Below are 19,134 nucleotides of genomic sequence, written 5' to 3' on the forward strand. Positions count from 1 at the left end.
TACCTTCTCTCTATAAAAATAATGTATCCATTCTTCCATTTCATACACTTTATTCTGCAAAAATAATCCATAACGTTATCATAATGTATATATTCTCATAAAAAACATAACCTATTTCATGTCCATTCATTTCATATGTGTTTTTTTGAAGAATTTTCTTTTTATTTAAACTTTTCGTTAGACGTTTGACCTCCGATGTCCATTATGATAAGTTACTTAAGATGTATATTCGCAAAAGTATAGACAACTGGTTTATACACTTTTTTTACTATGAGGAAGGAGCATACACTGCATGAATCTTTTATGGGGAATTGGCGGCGTGATTGGAGTATTAGCAATTGCTTTCTTACTATCTTCCAACCGCAAAGCTATTAATTGGCGCACAATTTTAATTGCGCTAGCATTACAAATGTCATTTTCATTTATCGTATTACGATGGGATGCTGGTAAAGCAGGTTTAAAACACGCTGCTGACGGTGTTCAAGGATTAATTAATTTTTCTTACGAGGGAATTAAGTTCGTTGCTGGGGATTTAGTCAACGCAAAAGGACCTTGGGGATTTGTATTCTTTATTCAAGCACTACTTCCAATCGTATTTATTAGTTCATTAGTAGCAATCTTATATCATTTCGGTATTATGCAGAAATTTGTTAGTGTCGTTGGTGGTGCATTAAGTAAACTTCTTGGCACTTCTAAAGCAGAAAGCTTAAACTCAGTAACGACTGTATTTTTAGGACAAACTGAAGCTCCAATTTTAATTAAACCTTACTTAGCACGCTTAACAAATAGTGAATTCTTCACTATTATGGTAAGCGGTATGACAGCTGTTGCTGGATCCGTTCTTGTCGGCTATGCAGCAATGGGTATTCCGTTAGAGCACTTATTAGCAGCTGCAATTATGGCAGCTCCATCAAGCTTATTAATTGCAAAACTAATCATGCCAGAGACAGAAAAAGTAGATAATAACGTTGAACTTTCTACAGAACGTGAAGATGCAAACGTTATCGATGCAGCTGCACGCGGTGCATCTGAAGGTATGCAACTTGTTATTAACGTAGCAGCAATGTTAATGGCTTTCATCGCATTAATCGCTTTATTAAATGGATTATTAGGATGGGTTGGTTCTTGGTTCGATATTAAACTTAGCCTTGATTTAATCTTCGGTTACTTATTATCACCATTTGCAATCTTAATCGGTGTTTCTCCAGGTGAAGCTGTACAAGCAGCAAGCTTTATCGGTCAAAAACTTGCAATCAACGAATTCGTTGCATACGCAAACTTAGGACCACACATGGCAGAGTTCTCTGACAAAACAAATCTAATTTTAACATTCGCAATCTGTGGATTCGCAAACTTCTCTTCTATCGCAATTCAGTTAGGTGTAACAGGAACTTTAGCTCCTACTCGCCGTAAACAAATTGCACAATTAGGGATTAAAGCAGTTATCGCTGGTACATTAGCGAACTTCTTAAACGCAGCAGTTGCAGGTATGATGTTCCTATAAACTTATATAGAGTCTTCTCTTTCTCCAAGAGAAGACTTTTTTCATGCAATCCAAACGTATTATATATATCTATCAACCACCTTATCCCAAATATAAGAACATTATGATACAATAATGTTTAGATCTTTTTATTTTTCTGATGAAAATAGAAATACTACTTGTTGTTGCCCTTCAAAAGAATTTAACGACATAGTCAATTTCTTAATAATTGCGCATACTACAAGTATCTATGGATGAAATAGCTTTAAGGAGGAAAGTTTTGTGAAAGATAAGTTCTATAAAATCCTCTCTATGTGGATTCTACAAATTGTATTTTATTTTACTACTGTACATGTGACGAATTATGAGCATGCGCTCATTTTTACAATAATATACGTAATCGTAAATGTACTATTCTTATTTTTAGCTGACAAAACAGCATTTATTTTCTTCATACTAGGAACCATCATTTCCGTATTTTATTTATTTTATGAAGCATGGCTTCATTTATGGAGTACATCAGTTCAATGGCAATATATGATTACCCACTTCCTGATGGCAGCTAACTTCTTCATTGTATACATAACAACTCACCTATTGAAAAAAGTTATTCATGAAAATAAAACTTTGACTGAGCGTGTGAGAACGTTGGAACAATATATTGGAGAATCAAAATTACTAACAAGACAAGAATTCGAGAGACGCCAAGCGTTATTAACGACTGCAATGAATCGTCGTAATGAAACAGGCTTTATTGTTTACTTTGATTTCACTTCCTTTAGTAAATATACGAAGGAAAGTGTTATGGACCGTGTAGCTTCCTTATTAGTTGAAACGGTAAGGAATGATTTTGACCTTGCTGCTGAATATGATAATAATACGCTAGTTATTTTATTACAAAACACAAATGAAGCTGGTGCTGATATTGTAATGAACCGCCTAAAGCCAAAAATGGAGCAATGGCTTGCAGCTGAAGCAATCCGAGATATAAAAATTTCACGTGAGCAAATTGGAAACAAAGGACAGACATTGTTATGATGACTCTCGTTATACTTCTTTTATTTCTTCTGTTTTGCGTACTCGTTTTTTGGATCAGTATCACATTTTCAATTAAATATGTTCTTATTTTTACGGCCTTTCTATTCTCTGGCTTACTCGTTTACTACTCTTTCTTAACAATTGCGGGCTTAATTCACCGAAATAGTAAACGAAAAGATCGTACATTAGAACATTATCCGAGCGTCGATATTTTCATCCCTGCTCATAATGAAGGGGTCGTTATTAAAGATACTTTAGAGGCAATGGCGAAGATTGAATATCCAGGAAAGCTAACCATTTATTTATTAAATGATAACTCTCAAGATGAAACACCTGAAATCGGCGATGATTTCGACAAAGCTTATGCCCACATTCGTCACATTCGTGTTCCACCCGGTGAACCGAAGGGTAAATCACGTGTACTAAACTATGGCCTTAGTATTTCAGATGGTGAATACTTCTGTGTTTACGATGCAGATAACCAGCCTGAACCACACGCACTGCGAATGCTTGTAGAGCACGCTGAAACAACTGAAGATGCTGTTGGGGCTGTTGGACATGTTCGTACAGTAAATGAAAAAAGAAACTGGCTGACGCGAATGATTTCGCTAGAATTTCAAATCTTCCAGCTCCTTATGCAATCTGGACGCTGGTTACTATTCCAAACAGGCTCACTGACAGGAACAAACATGCTTCTTCGTCGCTCTGCACTAGAAGAGCTTGGTGGCTATGACCCTTATGCAATTGCAGAAGATGCCGAATTAACATTACGAATTACACAAAAAGGTTATCTCTTACCAATCGTCCCAGAATCAGTTACTTGGGAACAAGAACCAGAGCATTTAAAAATTCTTATTAAACAACGTACACGTTGGCTCCAAGGGAATTTATACATTTTAGAAAAAATGTTCTCGTCATTAAGCTTCTTTAAAGGAAAACTGCTCGTTCATTCCTTACAACAAGTTCTAGTGTATGTTGTATTTTGGCTATTCCTAATCATTTCGAACGTTTGGTTTGTAATTGGGCTACTCGGGATATTCCAAATTCAATATAGCATTCCGCTACTATTTATGTGGTATGTCGCATATATTACATATGTTTCTCAATTATTTAGTGCCCAGAGTGTCGAACGAACCTTTACACCGACTAATATTTTTATTAGCGTTATTATGTACTTTACGTACGCACAGCTCTTTACGTACTTATTTATTCGTAGCTTAATCTTATACTTACGTGCAAAGAGTAAGAAACAAGTCATCGGCTGGGATAAGACAGTTCGATTCAAAAAAGATAAATAATAAAAATAAGCACAGAGCGCCGTATGCTCTGTGCTTATTTATTGCCGTATAAATTATATATCAGACAATACCCCTTAGCTGAAAGTAATTTCACGTCCATCCCCCAACGAACGATCGACCTTCATTTATATACGAAAAAGTGATTGCTATTTTTGTAGAACCAATTGCTTCTCTTGCTGTTCTTTGCGCGTTTCAGTCTTAGGTTCCGTGCTTTCTTGGACACTACGATGTGCCACACGTTTCAAACAAATATGCTTCCACTTTCTTTCGTAACGTTTCATTATTCTAGATGTCCCCCTTGAATGCGCTTTAAAACTATTTGAAATCGCTTACAGGAAATAATATAGCACATATATATAAACGTGACAACACATTTCCGACATATTTTTGACAAAAATACGAATAGAATTCGTAAGGTATCGAATATTGTCGAAACCTATCGTTTTTTCTTCGTATAAAAGGCATACTACTTATATGGTAAAGTATTTTATTTCCCCTACCCGCATTTCAAATTCCTTCTATATAAAGTGAAACTTTCATTAGCCATCACCAATCGGGCTTTTACAAGCAGCTCGATTTATTTGCTTTTGCTGAATTTTGAGGTGGGGTTCTTACTGCTCAGCAAATAGAGGGATAAAAAAAGAGCTGATATGAAATCAGCTCTTTTCCTTCTATTATTAATGACGCTTCATACGTCCTTCTTTTTGTAACTCTTTAAATAAGGCTGCCATCATAAAGAAAATAACAAAGACGAACGGGAATGCTGCAATGATAGCTGCTGTTTGTAATGCTTCTAATCCGCCAATATATAATAGCGTAGAAGCTATCGCGGCTAGAACGATACCCCAAATCATTTTAATACGATTTGGTGGGTTTAAACTACCATGTGTCGTTAACATCCCTAAAACGAATGTTGCAGAGTCTGCAGATGTAATAAAGAATGTTGCAATAAGTAAAATACCTAAAACCGATAAAGCTGATCCAAAGCTGCCCATCTGATCAAACATAGCGAATAATCCTACTTCTGTTCCCATTTCTTTCACTTTGTCGAAGATATGTGCATCACCAAACAGCTCCATATGAATACCAGTACCGCCGAACACAGAGAACCAAAGTGCACCAATTACGGTCGGCACAAGTAACACACCGATAACAAACTCACGAATCGTACGACCTCGTGAAACACGAGCAATAAACGTACCTACGAACGGTGACCACGCAATCCACCATGCCCAATAGAAAATTGTCCATGACTGAATCCATTGATTTCCACCTTCATCCAATGGACTTAAACGGAAGCTCATGCTTGGTAATTCCTGAATATAAGAACCGATTGTTGAAGTGAAGTAATTCATAATAAAGTTTGTTGGACCTGCAAATAATACAATGATCATAAGTGCAAAGGCAAAAATAATATTCGTATTACTTAAATATTTAATTCCTTTATCAAGACCTGTTTGCGCAGATAACATAAATAATACTGTTACGATTGCAATAATAACTAACTGTGTCGTTAATGAGTTCGGGATAGATGTTAAATAACTAACACCACCTGCAATTTGTTTTGCACCGAGACCTAACGACGTTGCAACACCAAACACAGTTGCGAAAACAGCTAACACATCAAACGAATGAGCAATACGTCCGTGTTCCCCGCCCTTAAATAACGGACCTACTGTTGCACTAATCGTACTTGCTTTTCCTTTTCTAAAGGTAAAGTAAGCAATACATAACGCTACAAACGCATATAGTCCCCAAGGATGTAATCCCCAATGGAAAAATGAAAAACGCAGTGCAAGGCGCGCACTTTCCTCAGTTGCACTATCTCCAAACGGAGGTGCGTATAAATGGTTTAATGGTTCGGCAACGCCCCAGAAAACTAAGCCAATACCCATACCAGCACTAAATAACATAGCAAACCATGTCATATAACTATAATCAGGTTCGTCATCATCTTTACCTAAACGAATAGAACCGTATTTCGAAACAATTAAAAAGATAGATACACCTAAAATAATAGAAACGGAAATAATATAAAACCAGCCAAACTTACTAACTAATGCAGTTTGAATTGCGGTTGTTACATTTCCTAAGCTACCTTTTCCAATAATAGATTCGGGAATAATCCCCCAAATTGTAAATGCAATACATAATGTTAATGAAACGATGAATGTTTTTGTCAGTTTCCTCATCAAATCCCCCTTCGTAGGTTTCGTTTTTGTAAATAACATAAATTCCGATATGTAAAATCGGATAGAAAACTATAATTTTGCGGTGATTTTCTTACTTTCACCTTCACCAATTCGAATTCTTATGGACAGCCTTACCTTTCGTATAACCTTTTCACTCTGCAAGAGCTACAAGTTAGAAATACTGCTGTCAAATTGTGTGAGAAAAACGCGGATAGGAATGTATTTTCCTAAAAAAGGATGTGTTACATATGTAAAAAAGGGCAAAGTTCTTCCTTGCAACCCTTTCGTTTTGTAACAATTATGCGGTTTTTTTGCTAGTATATAGCACGTGTTTATAGCTTCACAAACAAAATGTTTATGTTTATATAACTATATTACCCATAAAACGGTAAAATACTCAAGGAATGTAATCATTTAGTAAACATCATGTAACATTCCTGTAATATTCTTATTTACGTCGAAAAAAACATGTTGTATTAAATATTTTGAATATAACTAGAAACCTATGAGTCATATAGAATGAAAAACGCTTTCCTATATTTTTTGTTATATTACAGGATGTTAACGACTTATTACGAATGGTTTGTAATTGTGTGTTTTCCCCAAATCCGAAAAAATCTGTTGCTATAATGAGGACACGAAAACAAACGCAATGGAGGCTATCATGAAAAAATTAATTGGTATAGCAACAGCAGCAGTTTTTGGTCTTGGGATTTTCACATCATCTGCTAATGCAGAAACTGTTGTAACAACAGACGTACTAAACGTACGCGAAAACCCTACTACGGAATCAAAAGTTGTCGGTAAATTACTAAACGGTAATAAGATAGATGTTCAAAATACAGAGAACGGATGGTCAAAAGTTACTTTAGACGGTAAAGACGCATTCGTAAGTGCAGAGTTCACAAAAAGCATCTACTACGTAACAGCTAACGTATTAAACGTACGTGCTGAAGCGAACACAAACTCAGAAATTCTTGGAAAGTTGAAGGAAGACGATGTAATCGAAACAACGAACCAAGTACAAAATGAGTGGTTACAATTTGAATATAATGGGAAAACAGCTTATGTTCATGTTCCTTTCTTAACAGGTACAGCACCTGTAATTGAGAAACAAGAAACGACTGTTCCTGCTAAAGCTGAAGCACCAGCTAAGGCTCAAGCACCTGCAGCACAAGCAAAACCAGCTGCTAAGCCTGCTGTGAAAGCTGCTGAAACTAACACACCATCTGGTGGTCGTGAGTTAACAGTTGTAGCTACAGCATATACAGCTCACCCGAGCGAAAACGGTGGCACATATGGCGGCCGTGTATTAACTGCAATGGGTCATGATTTAACTGCGAATCCAAACATGAAAATGATCGCTGTTGACCCGAAAGTAATCCCATTAGGATCTAAAGTATGGGTAGAAGGTTACGGAGAAGCTATCGCTGGAGATACTGGTGGTGCAATTAAAGGTAACCGTATCGACATCTTACTTGGATCAGATAGCGCTGCTCAAAAATGGGGACGCAAAACTGTTAAAGTGAAAATTTTAAAATAACCAATGACTGCTAAATTACAAGCCGGTTCTCTTTATTGAGAGCTGGCTTTTATTTATTTATAATACATATAAGGAGGCTATGCCCATGAATGTACAAGCAAAAGTAGACTGGATTGGTACGCCAAAGCCGTACATATATAAAGATGACGTAACATATAACGCTACTTCTATTGATTTCTCACTCGCTGGCGATGATAATCGCTATAAGTTAATTGTGCTCAAGTCTGAAAACAATACACATTACAAAATTGTGCAATATGGAATAAAACCAGGCTCTCAAAAACCATTTCCTATCGACATTCCATTTGAACAAAATATGTTGCCAATTATAGAGCAAATATTACATGATCCGTATGTACAAGCGATATTAAAGGAAACGCACTCATAATCGTAAAAAAAGATATCCCCTCGCCGGATTTTTCGGCTAAGTGATATCTTTTTTATTTTCCCTTCATGAACAAAATTTAAGAAAAATATATCAACGATTTTTCAATTATATCTATCATAACTTACGATATATCAACGGTTTTTCAATTATATCTATCATAACTTACGATATATCAACGGTTTGACACGAAATATCGATTTAGCTACAAAAAAGAAGCTGTTCAAATATTGAACAGCTTCTCTCATATTAACGAGTTGGACCAGATACATCTTCTGATTTCAACGTATTATTTGCACCAAGAGAATGATACAGCATCTTTCCATTTCCATTCACAGTTACAATATGTTCGTTATTAAAACTTTTGAACTTCACAGATCCATCACCGTAACGAATATGATACTCTTCATATGTCGTTACTTTATATTTCGTATCACTTTGACGCTCTACATTACGAACTTCCATCGTTAACAAGTCTTCTGTAATTCCTTTTTTGTGTAAATACTGTATATAATCACGGTCTTCCTTATACGATTTCCCGCTCTTATCATAATTATTTTCAATTAAACTAAAATCATTTAATGAAATTGCACGTACGTTAGCATAAATATGATTTTTTACAAATTCGCCCACTGCTGAATTTGATGTTTCTTTCGGGAATTTTAAGTAATACGTGCTTTGGTCTCCAATTTTAATACTTTCAGATTTCATCACACCAAAATCAGTAGTTTTCTCTAAATGTACTTCTACTGTTTCATCTGTGGATACAGGACCAAGCTTATAACTTCCATAACTTAATTTTCCACGTTTTTTCCCGTTCACAAATACAGTTGCATCACTTTCATCAGAAGAAATGCTTACATAATTGCCTTCAAGCGATAAATCAATTTTCACTTTCTCGCTCTGTTCATCCGCTAAATCTACTTCTTTCTCTGTTTCTAATTCAGTAAGTTCTGTCTTCGCCGTTGCCTTTACAACATATGTACCTGGGAAGTATGGCCCCAACTCTTTCGAATTTTTATCACTAGAAAGCTCTGTTTCTTTTTTGTCATTCACATATATTTCTGCATTCTTTGCAGTTGTACTTACATTCATATAATAAGATTTCATGCTGAACTTATACTTTGGATATAAGAACCACTCTTTTCCCTCTTCTACTATTTCCCCGTCTTTAAATGCAGGTTTATCTTTTGTTAACTTTTGATCTACTGTCTCTTTCTGTAAATAAGACAACAATTGTTTGTTGTAAGAAGGATTCTCTTTTAAATAACGCATGTACGCTTTAATATCCTCTGTCTTAATCTTTAAGCTTGAATCATTTGCTTTCACAAACTCATCAATTGCGTTAATATCTTTCTTTTGGAATGCTTCAATCATTACATTTACTTGCTTTTCTTTTGAAAACTTATATGCTCCAAATTTATATGCCCCAAATAATAAAATAACAATAATAGCAAAACCAATGATTAAAAATACATTTTTCTTACTTTTCACTGGTTTTGTCTCGCTTTGTAATTCTGTATATGAAGCAGCAGTGTTATCAACGATTACTTCTACTTTACTCCCACACTCAGGACAAAAGTTTAAATGGTCTGCAACGTTCTTTTTACATGTTCCACAAAACTTCAACGTGCTCTCCTCCTATTTTTTAGCTAATTTCATTCCAGCAAATGCTGCTACATATGTCACAATCAAGCTAAACAAAGTTAAATATATAAATGAATTTTGCATAGATAATACCGTTCCACTTGTTCCAAATAAACCTGTTACAGTTCCTGAAACATTAATTTGGAACTTAGAAATCATATTCATTATAATCATCATAATTGTGTAAGAACCACTGCATACCGCTAATGTAATATATATATTGGCAGTCGGTAATTTAGCTAACTTTCTTCCCGCTCTAAACATAAAGAACAATGGAATAATAAGCAGTAATAAACCATAATGGAATACGTTATTCACTTTATCAAATTCTGCAAGGCTTTCCTCATTTGCTCCTTTTGAAATCAATATCTCTCTGAGCTCTACGCCATTTACAGAGACGCCTGATATAAATGAAAACGATAATGTGCTCTCATATGCTTTTGATTTCTTACCAATTCCAGTAAATTCCTTACTAAGTGCTGGACTTGATACTTCTAACGGTGCAAAATGAGCCATACTCCATAATTGAGGTGTTAACTCTAATGCTAATAATGTACTTTCAGATTTTAAAGTTGTTATTTCTTTTAATGGTTCAATACCGTCTTCCTTACTTACTAACGCCATAATACAAACCGCTACCGCTGTTACTAAAAGTCCTTTTATCATAGCTGAAACACCGTAATAAACAGACGCTCCATATGGCATTAACTCTTGAAATGCTGCTGCCATATTGTTTTTGCTTGTATGAGCAATAAATCCTAATAAGGTAAATAATGTCCCACATACAAAACCACTCAATAAACCCTTAATCGCTGAATAGCCAACCGTAATCTTACCTGCATCTGAGAATGGAATTGCAAAAGATTGTGATGCTATAAAACTTATAATGAATAAAAAGACGCCATAAATAATACCAACTGTTGATGCCATAAAAATTTGATCTTTAATCGTTTTCGCAACATGCTGCTTCCCTAACCAAATTCCTGTACCAGCGAAAATAATAAATGGAATGATTAATAGTAATGTAAATGGAGTATGCCAAGATAAAGAAAATATCAATCCACTATCGTCGTTAGCTGTAAAACCCAGTAAATGATAACTTAACATCGTAGAAGTTGCACTCGAATAAAAATTCGGCAACATTTCTAATTCTTTCGCAAATTTGCTAAACATCTCACTTAACATAGAAGCAAATAATAAACTACCAATCCAACCAGCAATTAACATGAGAATACTTGCAACAGCCCCACCAATAAAACCTTTTTGTAAAACGGCTTTATCTGCTTTAAATTCAACTTTAGGAGCACCATCCATTGTAGGCAATTTTACAGATTGTTCTTTTTTCTTCGCAACAAATAAAGAATACCCACACCTTTGACAATATAAATTTTTTTGAGCATTTTCATTGCCACAACCTTTGCAGTATTTTGCAGTATCTTTTTCTAATGTTATTGCATCTATAGCTCCTGCAATCTCCATACTACCTTCATTTGGACAATAATTTACTTCTTCACCATGTTGTTTTCCACATGTGCGACAATACATTTAATTCACTCCCCACTTTGCTTAATTCCACAAACTGGACAGTAAGTAGAGTTTTTATCGATATGCTCATTACATGAAATACAATTTACCGTTTCACCTTCATTTTCTACTGCTAACATTGGGTTAGGCTTTCCACACGAACCACAAAACTTATCATTTATTGATAAAGGTCCACCACATTCACATGTAGCTTTTTCACCTTGTTGTTTTTGCAATTCAACAATGCGTTTTCTTGCTTGATAAATAGCTACATCAAATTCTTGAACTGGAGCAATCATTTCTTTTAAGCTCGCTTCATTTACTCCATTTCCTCTTAATTGAACGTACACTTGCTGTCCAACCTCTAATAGAACCTCTGCTTTTTTCTGCATTTGCACTTGCATTCCCTTTTTCAATTGAGCAATTTCTTGTGCAACTTGCAACTTCATTTTCCCTTGTTCTATTCCTTCTTGTAACTTATTCATTCCACTACCTAACTTCGTCTGTAAATCTGACAAATCATTTCTCCTCCTATATGTATATATTCATATATGAAATTAACATTTTATATATTACCATGATTTTCAAGTTATGTAATCCAAATTTCATTTTTTCTGTTTTGAGCATTTTTTGTTTATAATGGTAAAGGAAAGAAATATGTGTACGGAGGAATATTATGCTGCAACACTCAATTACGAAAGATGAAATTATGATGATTGCGAATGAGTTCGTTCAAGGACTAGATCCACAGCAAACAGCTGATCAGGAACATGTCGCTACAGCTCGGCACCTATATCGTAGTGGTGTTGTCTACAACGTTGACTTTGATGGTTATACACTATCAGGAACTGTAGATGCGGAAGGCAACGTATATAGCGTTCATATTCCGATTCGTAACGTCGCTGAAAGTTATTGTGATTGCTTCGCACCAACACAATGTGAGCATATGCTTGCTGTATTACTATCTGCAGCGTCTAGTTTCGGGCAAGTAGGAGATGTATTAACTTTATTTAAAAATAATACGAAACCTTCCCTTCCTCCTATTCGAACTGCAAGACAAGTATTGCAATCATCAGCTTTTGAAGAAACCGATTATAAAAGTTGGCAATCGTATTTTGAAAAAGAATATGAATCATTTAAAAAAGAACAAGCTCGGCTTACTTATAAACAAATGTATTTTCTTATGAGTATCTTTACAGATTTCTATACGAAACTTGAGCGGAAAGCTCCGCGTGTCATTGCGATACATGAATTATTCAGGTTACACGCAGCACTTTACTGCTTTCAAAAGTTATTAGAAGAAATTCAGGCATTCAACGCAAACAAAACGTATTCTTATCACCAACCTGTTAATGTCATTCGCCTATTTGTAGACAAAGTGGAATCCATCGTTCGGGACTTACAATCAGAAGCGATTCCTTCAGAGTCTGAAATAATTTTACAAGAAACAGCTCGTCTCGTTCATGAAGTATTCTTCTCTACCGACACTTATACGCAAGAGCGATTTTTCATTTATCGTCACATATGGAGTGAACTTTTAAACAATAAAGAGAAAATACAAGAAGAAGAAAAACGAATCGATACGAAAATCAATCCACTATCCAAAGCGTTAGCGTCTTCCCATCTTCTCTTTTTGAATGACGAAGATCTACTAGCGATGGACTTACTAAAAAAACAGCCTGCTTCTGTTGTGAGTCTATACTTCTATTGGTTAGAAGAACTATTAAGTGCCATGCAGTGGGATCGTGCGAAAAATTGGCTTTCCTTTACGTATAAACAAGTAAAGAAAACAATCCAAGATCACGAAAATACGATTTTTATAAAAGATGTCGTTCGCCTATTTGTAATCATGTATGAAACATATGCAACACATACAAATGAACAAGCTGGTTTCGAAATGATCTTACAAGAACTATTACCGTATAGTTTCACAAACTATGAACAGTACGTACTCGCGAAAAAACAGTATCGCACATGGGCAGAGCTTCATCTCCTATATGGATTTGAAGCAATTGAACTGTTAAAAGAGCCACTGAAAGATATTGAAAAAGAAGCGCCAGAAGCGGCACTTCCTCTTTACCATCTTGCTGCTGTAGAGGCAATTGAAGAACGAAATCGCAAATCATATAAACGCGCAGTTCGTTACTTAAAGAAATTACGTACATTATATAAACGATTAAAACGCACCGATGAATGGGATGCTTTCATTATTCACATCGCCAATCTCCATTCACGTCTGCGTGCACTACAAGAGGAATTACGGAAAGGAAAATTAATCGATGATCAATCAAACTGAAGTAACAATTAGGCTCCAGCATGTTAGTCAAGGTTGGTTCCTTTGGGGAGAAGATGACAGCGGTACTCCATTATCCGTAACAAGTTGGAAACGAAATGCATTCACATGGCACTCCACTTCTTTCTACGGTACGTTTCTAAAAGAAGCAACCTTCGAAGGAAAACAAGGTGTTATGCTAACAAACGCACAAGCATTTGAATACATTGCAAACAAACCGATGAATTCATTTGCACATATGCAAATAAACGGACCTATTACAGCCCTTACGAAAGATGCAAATGAATTATGGGATGCCTTTACGAGTGGTAGCTTCGTACCAGATATGAATCATTGGTCCAAACAACCATCTTGGAAAGTTCAAAATACACCAATTGAAGATGACACATTAGCATCTCTTTTCTCAGCAGCAGTTAATGAAAGCATATTACAAGATAATCGCTCAAATGACGGCTGGGAAGATGCCAAAAGACTATATGAACATTACGACTTTACGAAAAGACAATTGGAAACAGCACTACATGAAGAAGATTGGCTTCGAAAAATTGGTTATATTGAAGATGATCTTCCGTTTACAATCGGACTAAGACTGCAAGAACCACAAGAAGAATTTGAAATGTGGAAGCTTGAAACAATTGTGACACCAAAGCGCGGGGCGCATCGCATATATGTATATGAAAACATCGATTCCTTACCGAAAAGATGGCACGATTACGAAGAACGGATTACAGAAACACAAGAAGGTTTTAGTAAGCTCATACCGTGGTTAAAAGAAGAAGATACGTTCCGAAATGAGCTCTTTGAAACCGAAGCGTGGAACTTCTTAACAGAAGCAAGCAATGAATTACTTGCAGCTGGCATTACAATTTTACTACCATCATGGTGGCAAAATTTAAAAGCAACAAAACCGAAATTACGTGTCCAGTTGAAGCAAAATACAGCACAAACACAATCGTTCTTCGGTATGAATACGCTCGTTAATTTTGACTGGCGCATTTCGACAAACGGCATTGATTTATCAGAAAGCGAATTTTTCGAACTCGTTGAACAAAACAAACGTCTATTTAATATAAACGGTCAATGGATGCGACTAGATCCAGCCTTTATCGAAGAAGTAAGGAAACTCATGAACCGTGCCGATAAATACGGACTAGAGATGAAAGATGTCCTGCAGCAACATTTATCAAATACGGCTGAAACGGAAATTGTAGAAGATAATAGCCCGTTTACTGATATTGAAATCGAACTAGATGGATATTATGAAGAACTCTTCCAGAAGCTGCTTCATATTGGAGATATTCCAAAAGTAGATGTCCCTACTTCACTAAACGCAACACTTCGTCCGTATCAACAACACGGTATTGAATGGTTATTATATTTACGAAAGCTTGGATTTGGAGCATTGCTAGCTGACGATATGGGACTCGGGAAAAGTATTCAAACAATCTCTTACTTACTATATATAAAAGAAAACAATCTCAAAACAGGCCCTGCATTAATCGTAGCGCCGACATCTGTTCTTGGAAATTGGCAAAAAGAATTTGAGCGTTTCGCACCGAATTTACGTGTTCAATTACATTACGGAAGTAATAGAGATAAGGGCAATTTATTTGAAGATTTCCTTCAATCGGCAGATGTTGTATTAACATCTTATGCATTGGCTCAGCTCGATGAGGAAGAACTGACTTCATTATGCTGGGATGCTGTTATTTTGGATGAAGCACAAAATATTAAGAACCCACATACGAAACAGTCGAAAGCAGTACGAAACTTGCAAGCAAATCACAAAATCGCTTTAACTGGTACGCCGATGGAAAATCGCCTCGCTGAACTTTGGTCCATTTTCGACTTTATTAATCATGGATATCTCGGAAGCTTAGGGCAATTCCAGCGCCGCTTCGTCACACCGATTGAAAAAGATCGTGATGAAGGAAAAATCCAACAAGTTCAACGGTTTATCTCACCATTTTTACTGCGCCGAACGAAGAAAGATCAAACAGTCGCATTAAATTTACCAGATAAACAAGAACAAAAAGCTTACTGTCCTCTTACTGGTGAACAAGCTTCCTTATATGAACAACTTGTTCAAGATACACTGCAAAATGTCGAAGGATTAAGCGGAATTGAAAGACGCGGTTTTATATTACTTATGCTGAACAAGCTAAAACAAATTTGTAATCATCCTGCTCTTTATTTAAAAGAAGAAGAGCCACAAAATGTCATTGAACGCTCCATGAAAACAAAAACGTTAATGGAGCTCATCGAAAATATAAAGGATCAAGATGAAAGTTGCCTCATCTTCACTCAATACATCGGCATGGGGAACATGCTAAAACGTGTGCTAGAAGAAAAATTCGGCCAGCGTGTCCTCTTCTTAAACGGTAGTGTACCGAAAAAAGATCGTGACAAGATGATTGAGGAATTCCAAAATGGAACGTATGACATTTTCATCTTATCTTTAAAAGCTGGCGGAACAGGACTAAACTTAACCGCTGCCAACCATGTCATTCACTACGACCGTTGGTGGAATCCAGCTGTGGAAAATCAAGCAACGGACCGCGCATATCGCATTGGTCAAAAACGATTTGTTCATGTTCACAAACTCATTACTACAGGAACATTAGAAGAAAAAATCGATGAAATGCTAGAGAGAAAACAATCTCTAAACAATGCGGTCATCACAAGCGATAGTTGGATGACTGAACTATCAACAGACGAACTAAAAGAATTACTTGGTGTATAAACATAAAACAAAAAGAGCTAATCTCAAAATGAGATTAGCTCTTTTTTCTATTCCAAAACCAATTACTTATTATAATCCCGGTTAATCCGCCGCACGTATCAAGCAATGAATCTTGCCACATTGGTGTACGGTCCCCCGTATACCATTGATGGATTTCATCAAATGTTGCATAACCTGCCACGAAAAGAAGGGCATATATAAAACATCTTTTCCTCGAATGACCTGATCGATGAAAAGCGTAATAAATCAATGAACCTAGCATAAAGAACACCATAAAATGAGCACCTTTACGAAGGAAAAACTCAATAAATCCGCCTACACCTTTATTGGCAATACTAACAGGGGTTCCTCCACCATAATCGATAGATACCCATGAAAAATGCTCTTTCACAAATTCAACATTCACATATTGTTCAATATCTGAACGCATATCCTGCTTTTTATATGGTTGTGCCGAAGAATAGAAAATCAGCCCCATCCATAGTAATACAGGAATCCAAAATAACCATTTACGATTCATTATCCAGAATTCTCCTCTCTTAATCTTTTAAGGGTACCAAAAAAAAGAAAAAATTTCACGCCAAAACATGACATTTGTACCCTATTTATAAAGTGAAAGGAGGTGATACACATGGCAATTGAAACAATCGTAATGGATTTAACTTTACGTCTTGTCTTAAACAACGGATTAGATAAGAACGGCAAAACAGTTTTCAAGAGCAAACAATTTAAACGTGTTAAAACAAATGCGAGCTTAGATCAAGTACACAACGTAGCTCATGCTCTCGCTTCCTTACAAGCATCACCACTTCACGCTGTACAACTTGTTAGCACATCAGATCTTTCTAAACTATAAAGTAAAACTCGGATCAGTGGGGATTTTATTCATCCCCGCTGATTATTAGCCGCAATTTAACCAGCAGACCCGAGTCCCGTAAATAGCGGGATAAATACAAAGGAGGGAATAACACATGCAAGTACTAGAGTTAATTTTCGCGAAAGAAGATGGAAAAACAGTCGTTTTTTCTATCGATACGCCCATCACACCAATCGATGCACAAGTCGTAAATCAAGTAATGGATACAATCCTTGCCTCATCTGTATTTTCATCCATTGATGAAAATACAAGAAAAAAGGGAGCTCGCCTTGTAGAAAAAAATGTATCTGAAGTTCCAATTACTCTATAAAATGAAAAAGACGAATCTGCATCATTTTGCAGATTCGTCTTTTTTCTTCGGCATTTCAATCGGAATAAAAATCTTTGAAAAACCGACGCATACGTACTTATAATGTTCTTCACCTATATCAAACTCAGTCGTATATGTTGAGAAGAATATATAATCATTTCGCTTCGTATAATGATCAATTAATAACCCAACTTGTGGCTCAACATACTTTTTCGCTAACTTTTTACCGGCCGATGCCAAGTCGCCAAGGAGACCCTCTTCATTCTCTTTTTGAACTTCATCTAGCTTCTTACTCACATCATTACGCTTCATAAACTGCTTCGCTGCCCATTCTGTATATTCTCCTTTACTCGGATTGCTGTTTGCTAAATATACTAGGAGAACGACAACTAAAGCCATAATAATATACTTTTTCTTCATACTATATCACCGCCTACTCTTTTCTATTTTCATATATATGTACAAGCGATGCAAATTAGAAAGACTATCACCTATTGATTGTAAACGAATAGCCAAAATTTACAATATGAAATAGAATATTAACAATCAATTTACTTAATTTATATATAATTATATTCAGAATGAAAATTATAAGGGAGGATATAGAATTATGGATAATGAAAACAACATTTTTATTTCTAGTTCTACAATGATGCTTGAACCATGTAAACACCCTTATTACCGTACAAAGATTATCGACAGTAGCGGGAACCATCTTTACTCCTGTCAAACTGCTCTCCAACTTATACAGAAATCTTGTCTAACAAATATTCATTCTACTTATCAAGGGAGACGTAATGCCGTAAAAACAAAATTTAAATTTAAACAAAACGTTCCAATTCCGATCAATCATAGAGAATATATTTGTGCTTTCCCAACAGAATCTCCTGCTTCTCCAAATTGTATTTGGCTTTTCTTTAAACATGTTCATACAATAGAGTTTTTCCAAAAAGCTAAACGAGCTAAAATTCATTTTTCAAACGGAGCTACCGTAACGATACAAATTAGTTCCCATAAGCTAAGTCAGCAATTATGGAAAGCTGGATATGTATTATCCCAAATGAACATGCAAGATTCATCACCTTAATAACAAATAGAATGGAAGGTAGTATTTCCTTACCTTCCATTCTATTTGCTATTTTTATCCTCTTACACTATCTCGCATTTTCTCGAGTGCTTGCCGATACATCCATCTTACTTGATAATATGTCATTTCCGTCTCTAAAGCGATTTCTCCCATCGTCTTCCCTACAAAAAAACGTTCAAAAATAATATACTTCTCCTTCTCGTCTAACACACTCATAAAATCCTTCACTCTCATTTCAACATCTTCAAAATGAAAGATGTCCTCATACTCTCCTACACATACACATCTTTCTTGTACAGTAGATTCTTTCTTCAATCTTTCTAATATATAACCACGCACCGTTACAAGTGCATATGCAGGGAAATACCCCTTCTTTGCATCAAATCTTTCATACGCATGCCAAAGACCAATTAAACCACATTGATAATACTCTTCATAATCTTGGCGAATACCTAATTTCTTTATTTGATTTACAATCATCCCTTCATACAAAACAACTGCCTCTGTAAAAGTCGCTGGCTTCACACAGTACCCGTTTCTAAAAGGTATACCTTTCTAGTATTCCGCGGTACCTTCACAATATAAAAATAAAGAAAAGATTTCACTGTAAGTAATTTCAAATACTACCGACGGAATTTGAAATTACACTATGTAGAATTTGAAATTTTATTGGTGGTATTTGAAATAGGGATAAAAATAAAAAAGGTGACTCCC

At 35.7% G+C, this 19,134-nt stretch carries 17 protein-coding genes; 10 read left to right on the forward strand and 7 right to left on the reverse strand.

The genetic code is table 11. The annotated features are described in order from the left end of the window. Positions 1–292: 292 nt before the first annotated feature. The 3 genes from N2V79_RS25660 (at position 293) to N2V79_RS25670 (ending at position 3,819) form a co-directional block, all read left to right on the forward strand. A complete protein-coding gene (locus tag N2V79_RS25660; protein ID WP_001051020.1) occupies positions 293–1,504 on the forward strand; it encodes a NupC/NupG family nucleoside CNT transporter in 1,212 nt (403 codons plus the stop codon). 261 nt (positions 1,505–1,765) lie between these two features. Next, complete coding sequence (locus N2V79_RS25665; protein ID WP_000653228.1) at positions 1,766–2,521, forward strand: diguanylate cyclase; 756 nt, start codon at positions 1,766–1,768, stop codon at positions 2,519–2,521. Continuing rightward, the gene (locus tag N2V79_RS25670; protein WP_000988751.1) at positions 2,518–3,819 is read left to right on the forward strand and encodes a glycosyltransferase family 2 protein; all 1,302 of its coding nucleotides are present in this window, start codon (positions 2,518–2,520) and stop codon (positions 3,817–3,819) included. The genes N2V79_RS25665 and N2V79_RS25670 overlap by 4 nt, the downstream gene beginning before the upstream one ends. Positions 3,820–4,496: 677 nt before the next feature. Here the strand turns inward: N2V79_RS25670 and opuD are convergent. Beyond that, complete coding sequence (opuD, locus tag N2V79_RS25675; RefSeq protein WP_001229103.1) at positions 4,497–6,011, reverse strand: glycine betaine transporter OpuD; 1,515 nt, start codon at positions 6,009–6,011, stop codon at positions 4,497–4,499. 664 nt (positions 6,012–6,675) lie between these two features. On the opposite strand from opuD, the gene N2V79_RS25680 reads away from it, so the two are divergent. Next, complete coding sequence (locus N2V79_RS25680) at positions 6,676–7,554, forward strand: cell wall-binding protein EntA (protein WP_340720303.1); 879 nt, start codon at positions 6,676–6,678, stop codon at positions 7,552–7,554. Positions 7,555–7,639: 85 nt separating this feature from the next. Next, complete coding sequence (locus tag N2V79_RS25685; RefSeq protein WP_075717922.1) at positions 7,640–7,942, forward strand: DUF3910 family protein; 303 nt, start codon at positions 7,640–7,642, stop codon at positions 7,940–7,942. Between the two features lie 246 nt (positions 7,943–8,188). Here N2V79_RS25685 and N2V79_RS25690 read toward each other — a convergent pair whose 3' ends face one another. The 3 genes from N2V79_RS25690 to N2V79_RS25700 are packed head-to-tail and all read right to left on the reverse strand — an operon-like array spanning position 8,189 to position 11,628. Then, complete coding sequence (locus tag N2V79_RS25690; RefSeq protein ID WP_098975955.1) at positions 8,189–9,568, reverse strand: zinc ribbon domain-containing protein; 1,380 nt, start codon at positions 9,566–9,568, stop codon at positions 8,189–8,191. Positions 9,569–9,580: 12 nt separating this feature from the next. Next, positions 9,581–11,131 (reverse strand): zinc ribbon domain-containing protein, encoded by a 1,551-nt coding sequence (locus tag N2V79_RS25695; RefSeq protein WP_078401586.1) that lies wholly within the window; start codon positions 11,129–11,131, stop codon positions 9,581–9,583. 5 nt (positions 11,132–11,136) lie between these two features. Next, on the reverse strand, positions 11,137–11,628 hold the full coding sequence (locus N2V79_RS25700) for a zinc ribbon domain-containing protein (protein WP_001281749.1): 492 nt from the start codon (positions 11,626–11,628) through the stop codon (positions 11,137–11,139). Positions 11,629–11,786: 158 nt separating this feature from the next. Between N2V79_RS25700 and N2V79_RS25705 the strand changes: the two genes are divergently transcribed. Then, positions 11,787–13,406: an SWIM zinc finger family protein gene (locus N2V79_RS25705; protein WP_340720304.1), complete on the forward strand. Its 1,620-nt coding sequence runs from the start codon at positions 11,787–11,789 to the stop codon at positions 13,404–13,406. After that, on the forward strand, positions 13,390–16,146 hold the full coding sequence (locus tag N2V79_RS25710; RefSeq protein WP_340720305.1) for a DEAD/DEAH box helicase: 2,757 nt from the start codon (positions 13,390–13,392) through the stop codon (positions 16,144–16,146). The genes N2V79_RS25705 and N2V79_RS25710 overlap by 17 nt, the downstream gene beginning before the upstream one ends. Before the next feature lie 34 nt (positions 16,147–16,180). Here the strand turns inward: N2V79_RS25710 and N2V79_RS25715 are convergent, their stop codons facing one another. Then, positions 16,181–16,666, reverse strand: coding sequence for a VanZ family protein (locus N2V79_RS25715; protein WP_023523524.1), 486 nt, complete (start codon positions 16,664–16,666; stop codon positions 16,181–16,183). A gap of 111 nt (positions 16,667–16,777) precedes the next feature. On the opposite strand from N2V79_RS25715, the gene N2V79_RS25720 reads away from it, so the two are divergent. Beyond that, a complete protein-coding gene (locus N2V79_RS25720; protein WP_000963861.1) occupies positions 16,778–17,002 on the forward strand; it encodes a DUF1659 domain-containing protein in 225 nt (74 codons plus the stop codon). Positions 17,003–17,117: 115 nt separating this feature from the next. Next, a complete protein-coding gene (locus tag N2V79_RS25725; protein WP_001197593.1) occupies positions 17,118–17,333 on the forward strand; it encodes a DUF2922 domain-containing protein in 216 nt (71 codons plus the stop codon). A gap of 21 nt (positions 17,334–17,354) precedes the next feature. Here N2V79_RS25725 and N2V79_RS25730 read toward each other — a convergent pair whose 3' ends face one another. Then, on the reverse strand, positions 17,355–17,753 hold the full coding sequence (locus tag N2V79_RS25730; protein WP_000731405.1) for a DUF4359 domain-containing protein: 399 nt from the start codon (positions 17,751–17,753) through the stop codon (positions 17,355–17,357). 190 nt (positions 17,754–17,943) lie between these two features. On the opposite strand from N2V79_RS25730, the gene N2V79_RS25735 reads away from it, so the two are divergent. Beyond that, positions 17,944–18,420, forward strand: coding sequence for a competence protein ComK (locus N2V79_RS25735; protein ID WP_000368314.1), 477 nt, complete (start codon positions 17,944–17,946; stop codon positions 18,418–18,420). A gap of 54 nt (positions 18,421–18,474) precedes the next feature. On the opposite strand, the gene N2V79_RS25740 is transcribed toward N2V79_RS25735, so the two are convergent. Continuing rightward, positions 18,475–18,945 (reverse strand): sigma-70 family RNA polymerase sigma factor, encoded by a 471-nt coding sequence (locus N2V79_RS25740; protein WP_000801297.1) that lies wholly within the window; start codon positions 18,943–18,945, stop codon positions 18,475–18,477. Between the last annotated feature and the right edge of the window lie 189 nt (positions 18,946–19,134).

The organism is Bacillus sp. CH_70 (assembly GCF_038007045.1).
In the GTDB taxonomy this organism is placed as follows: Bacteria; Bacillota; Bacilli; order Bacillales; family Bacillaceae_G; genus Bacillus_A; species Bacillus_A cereus.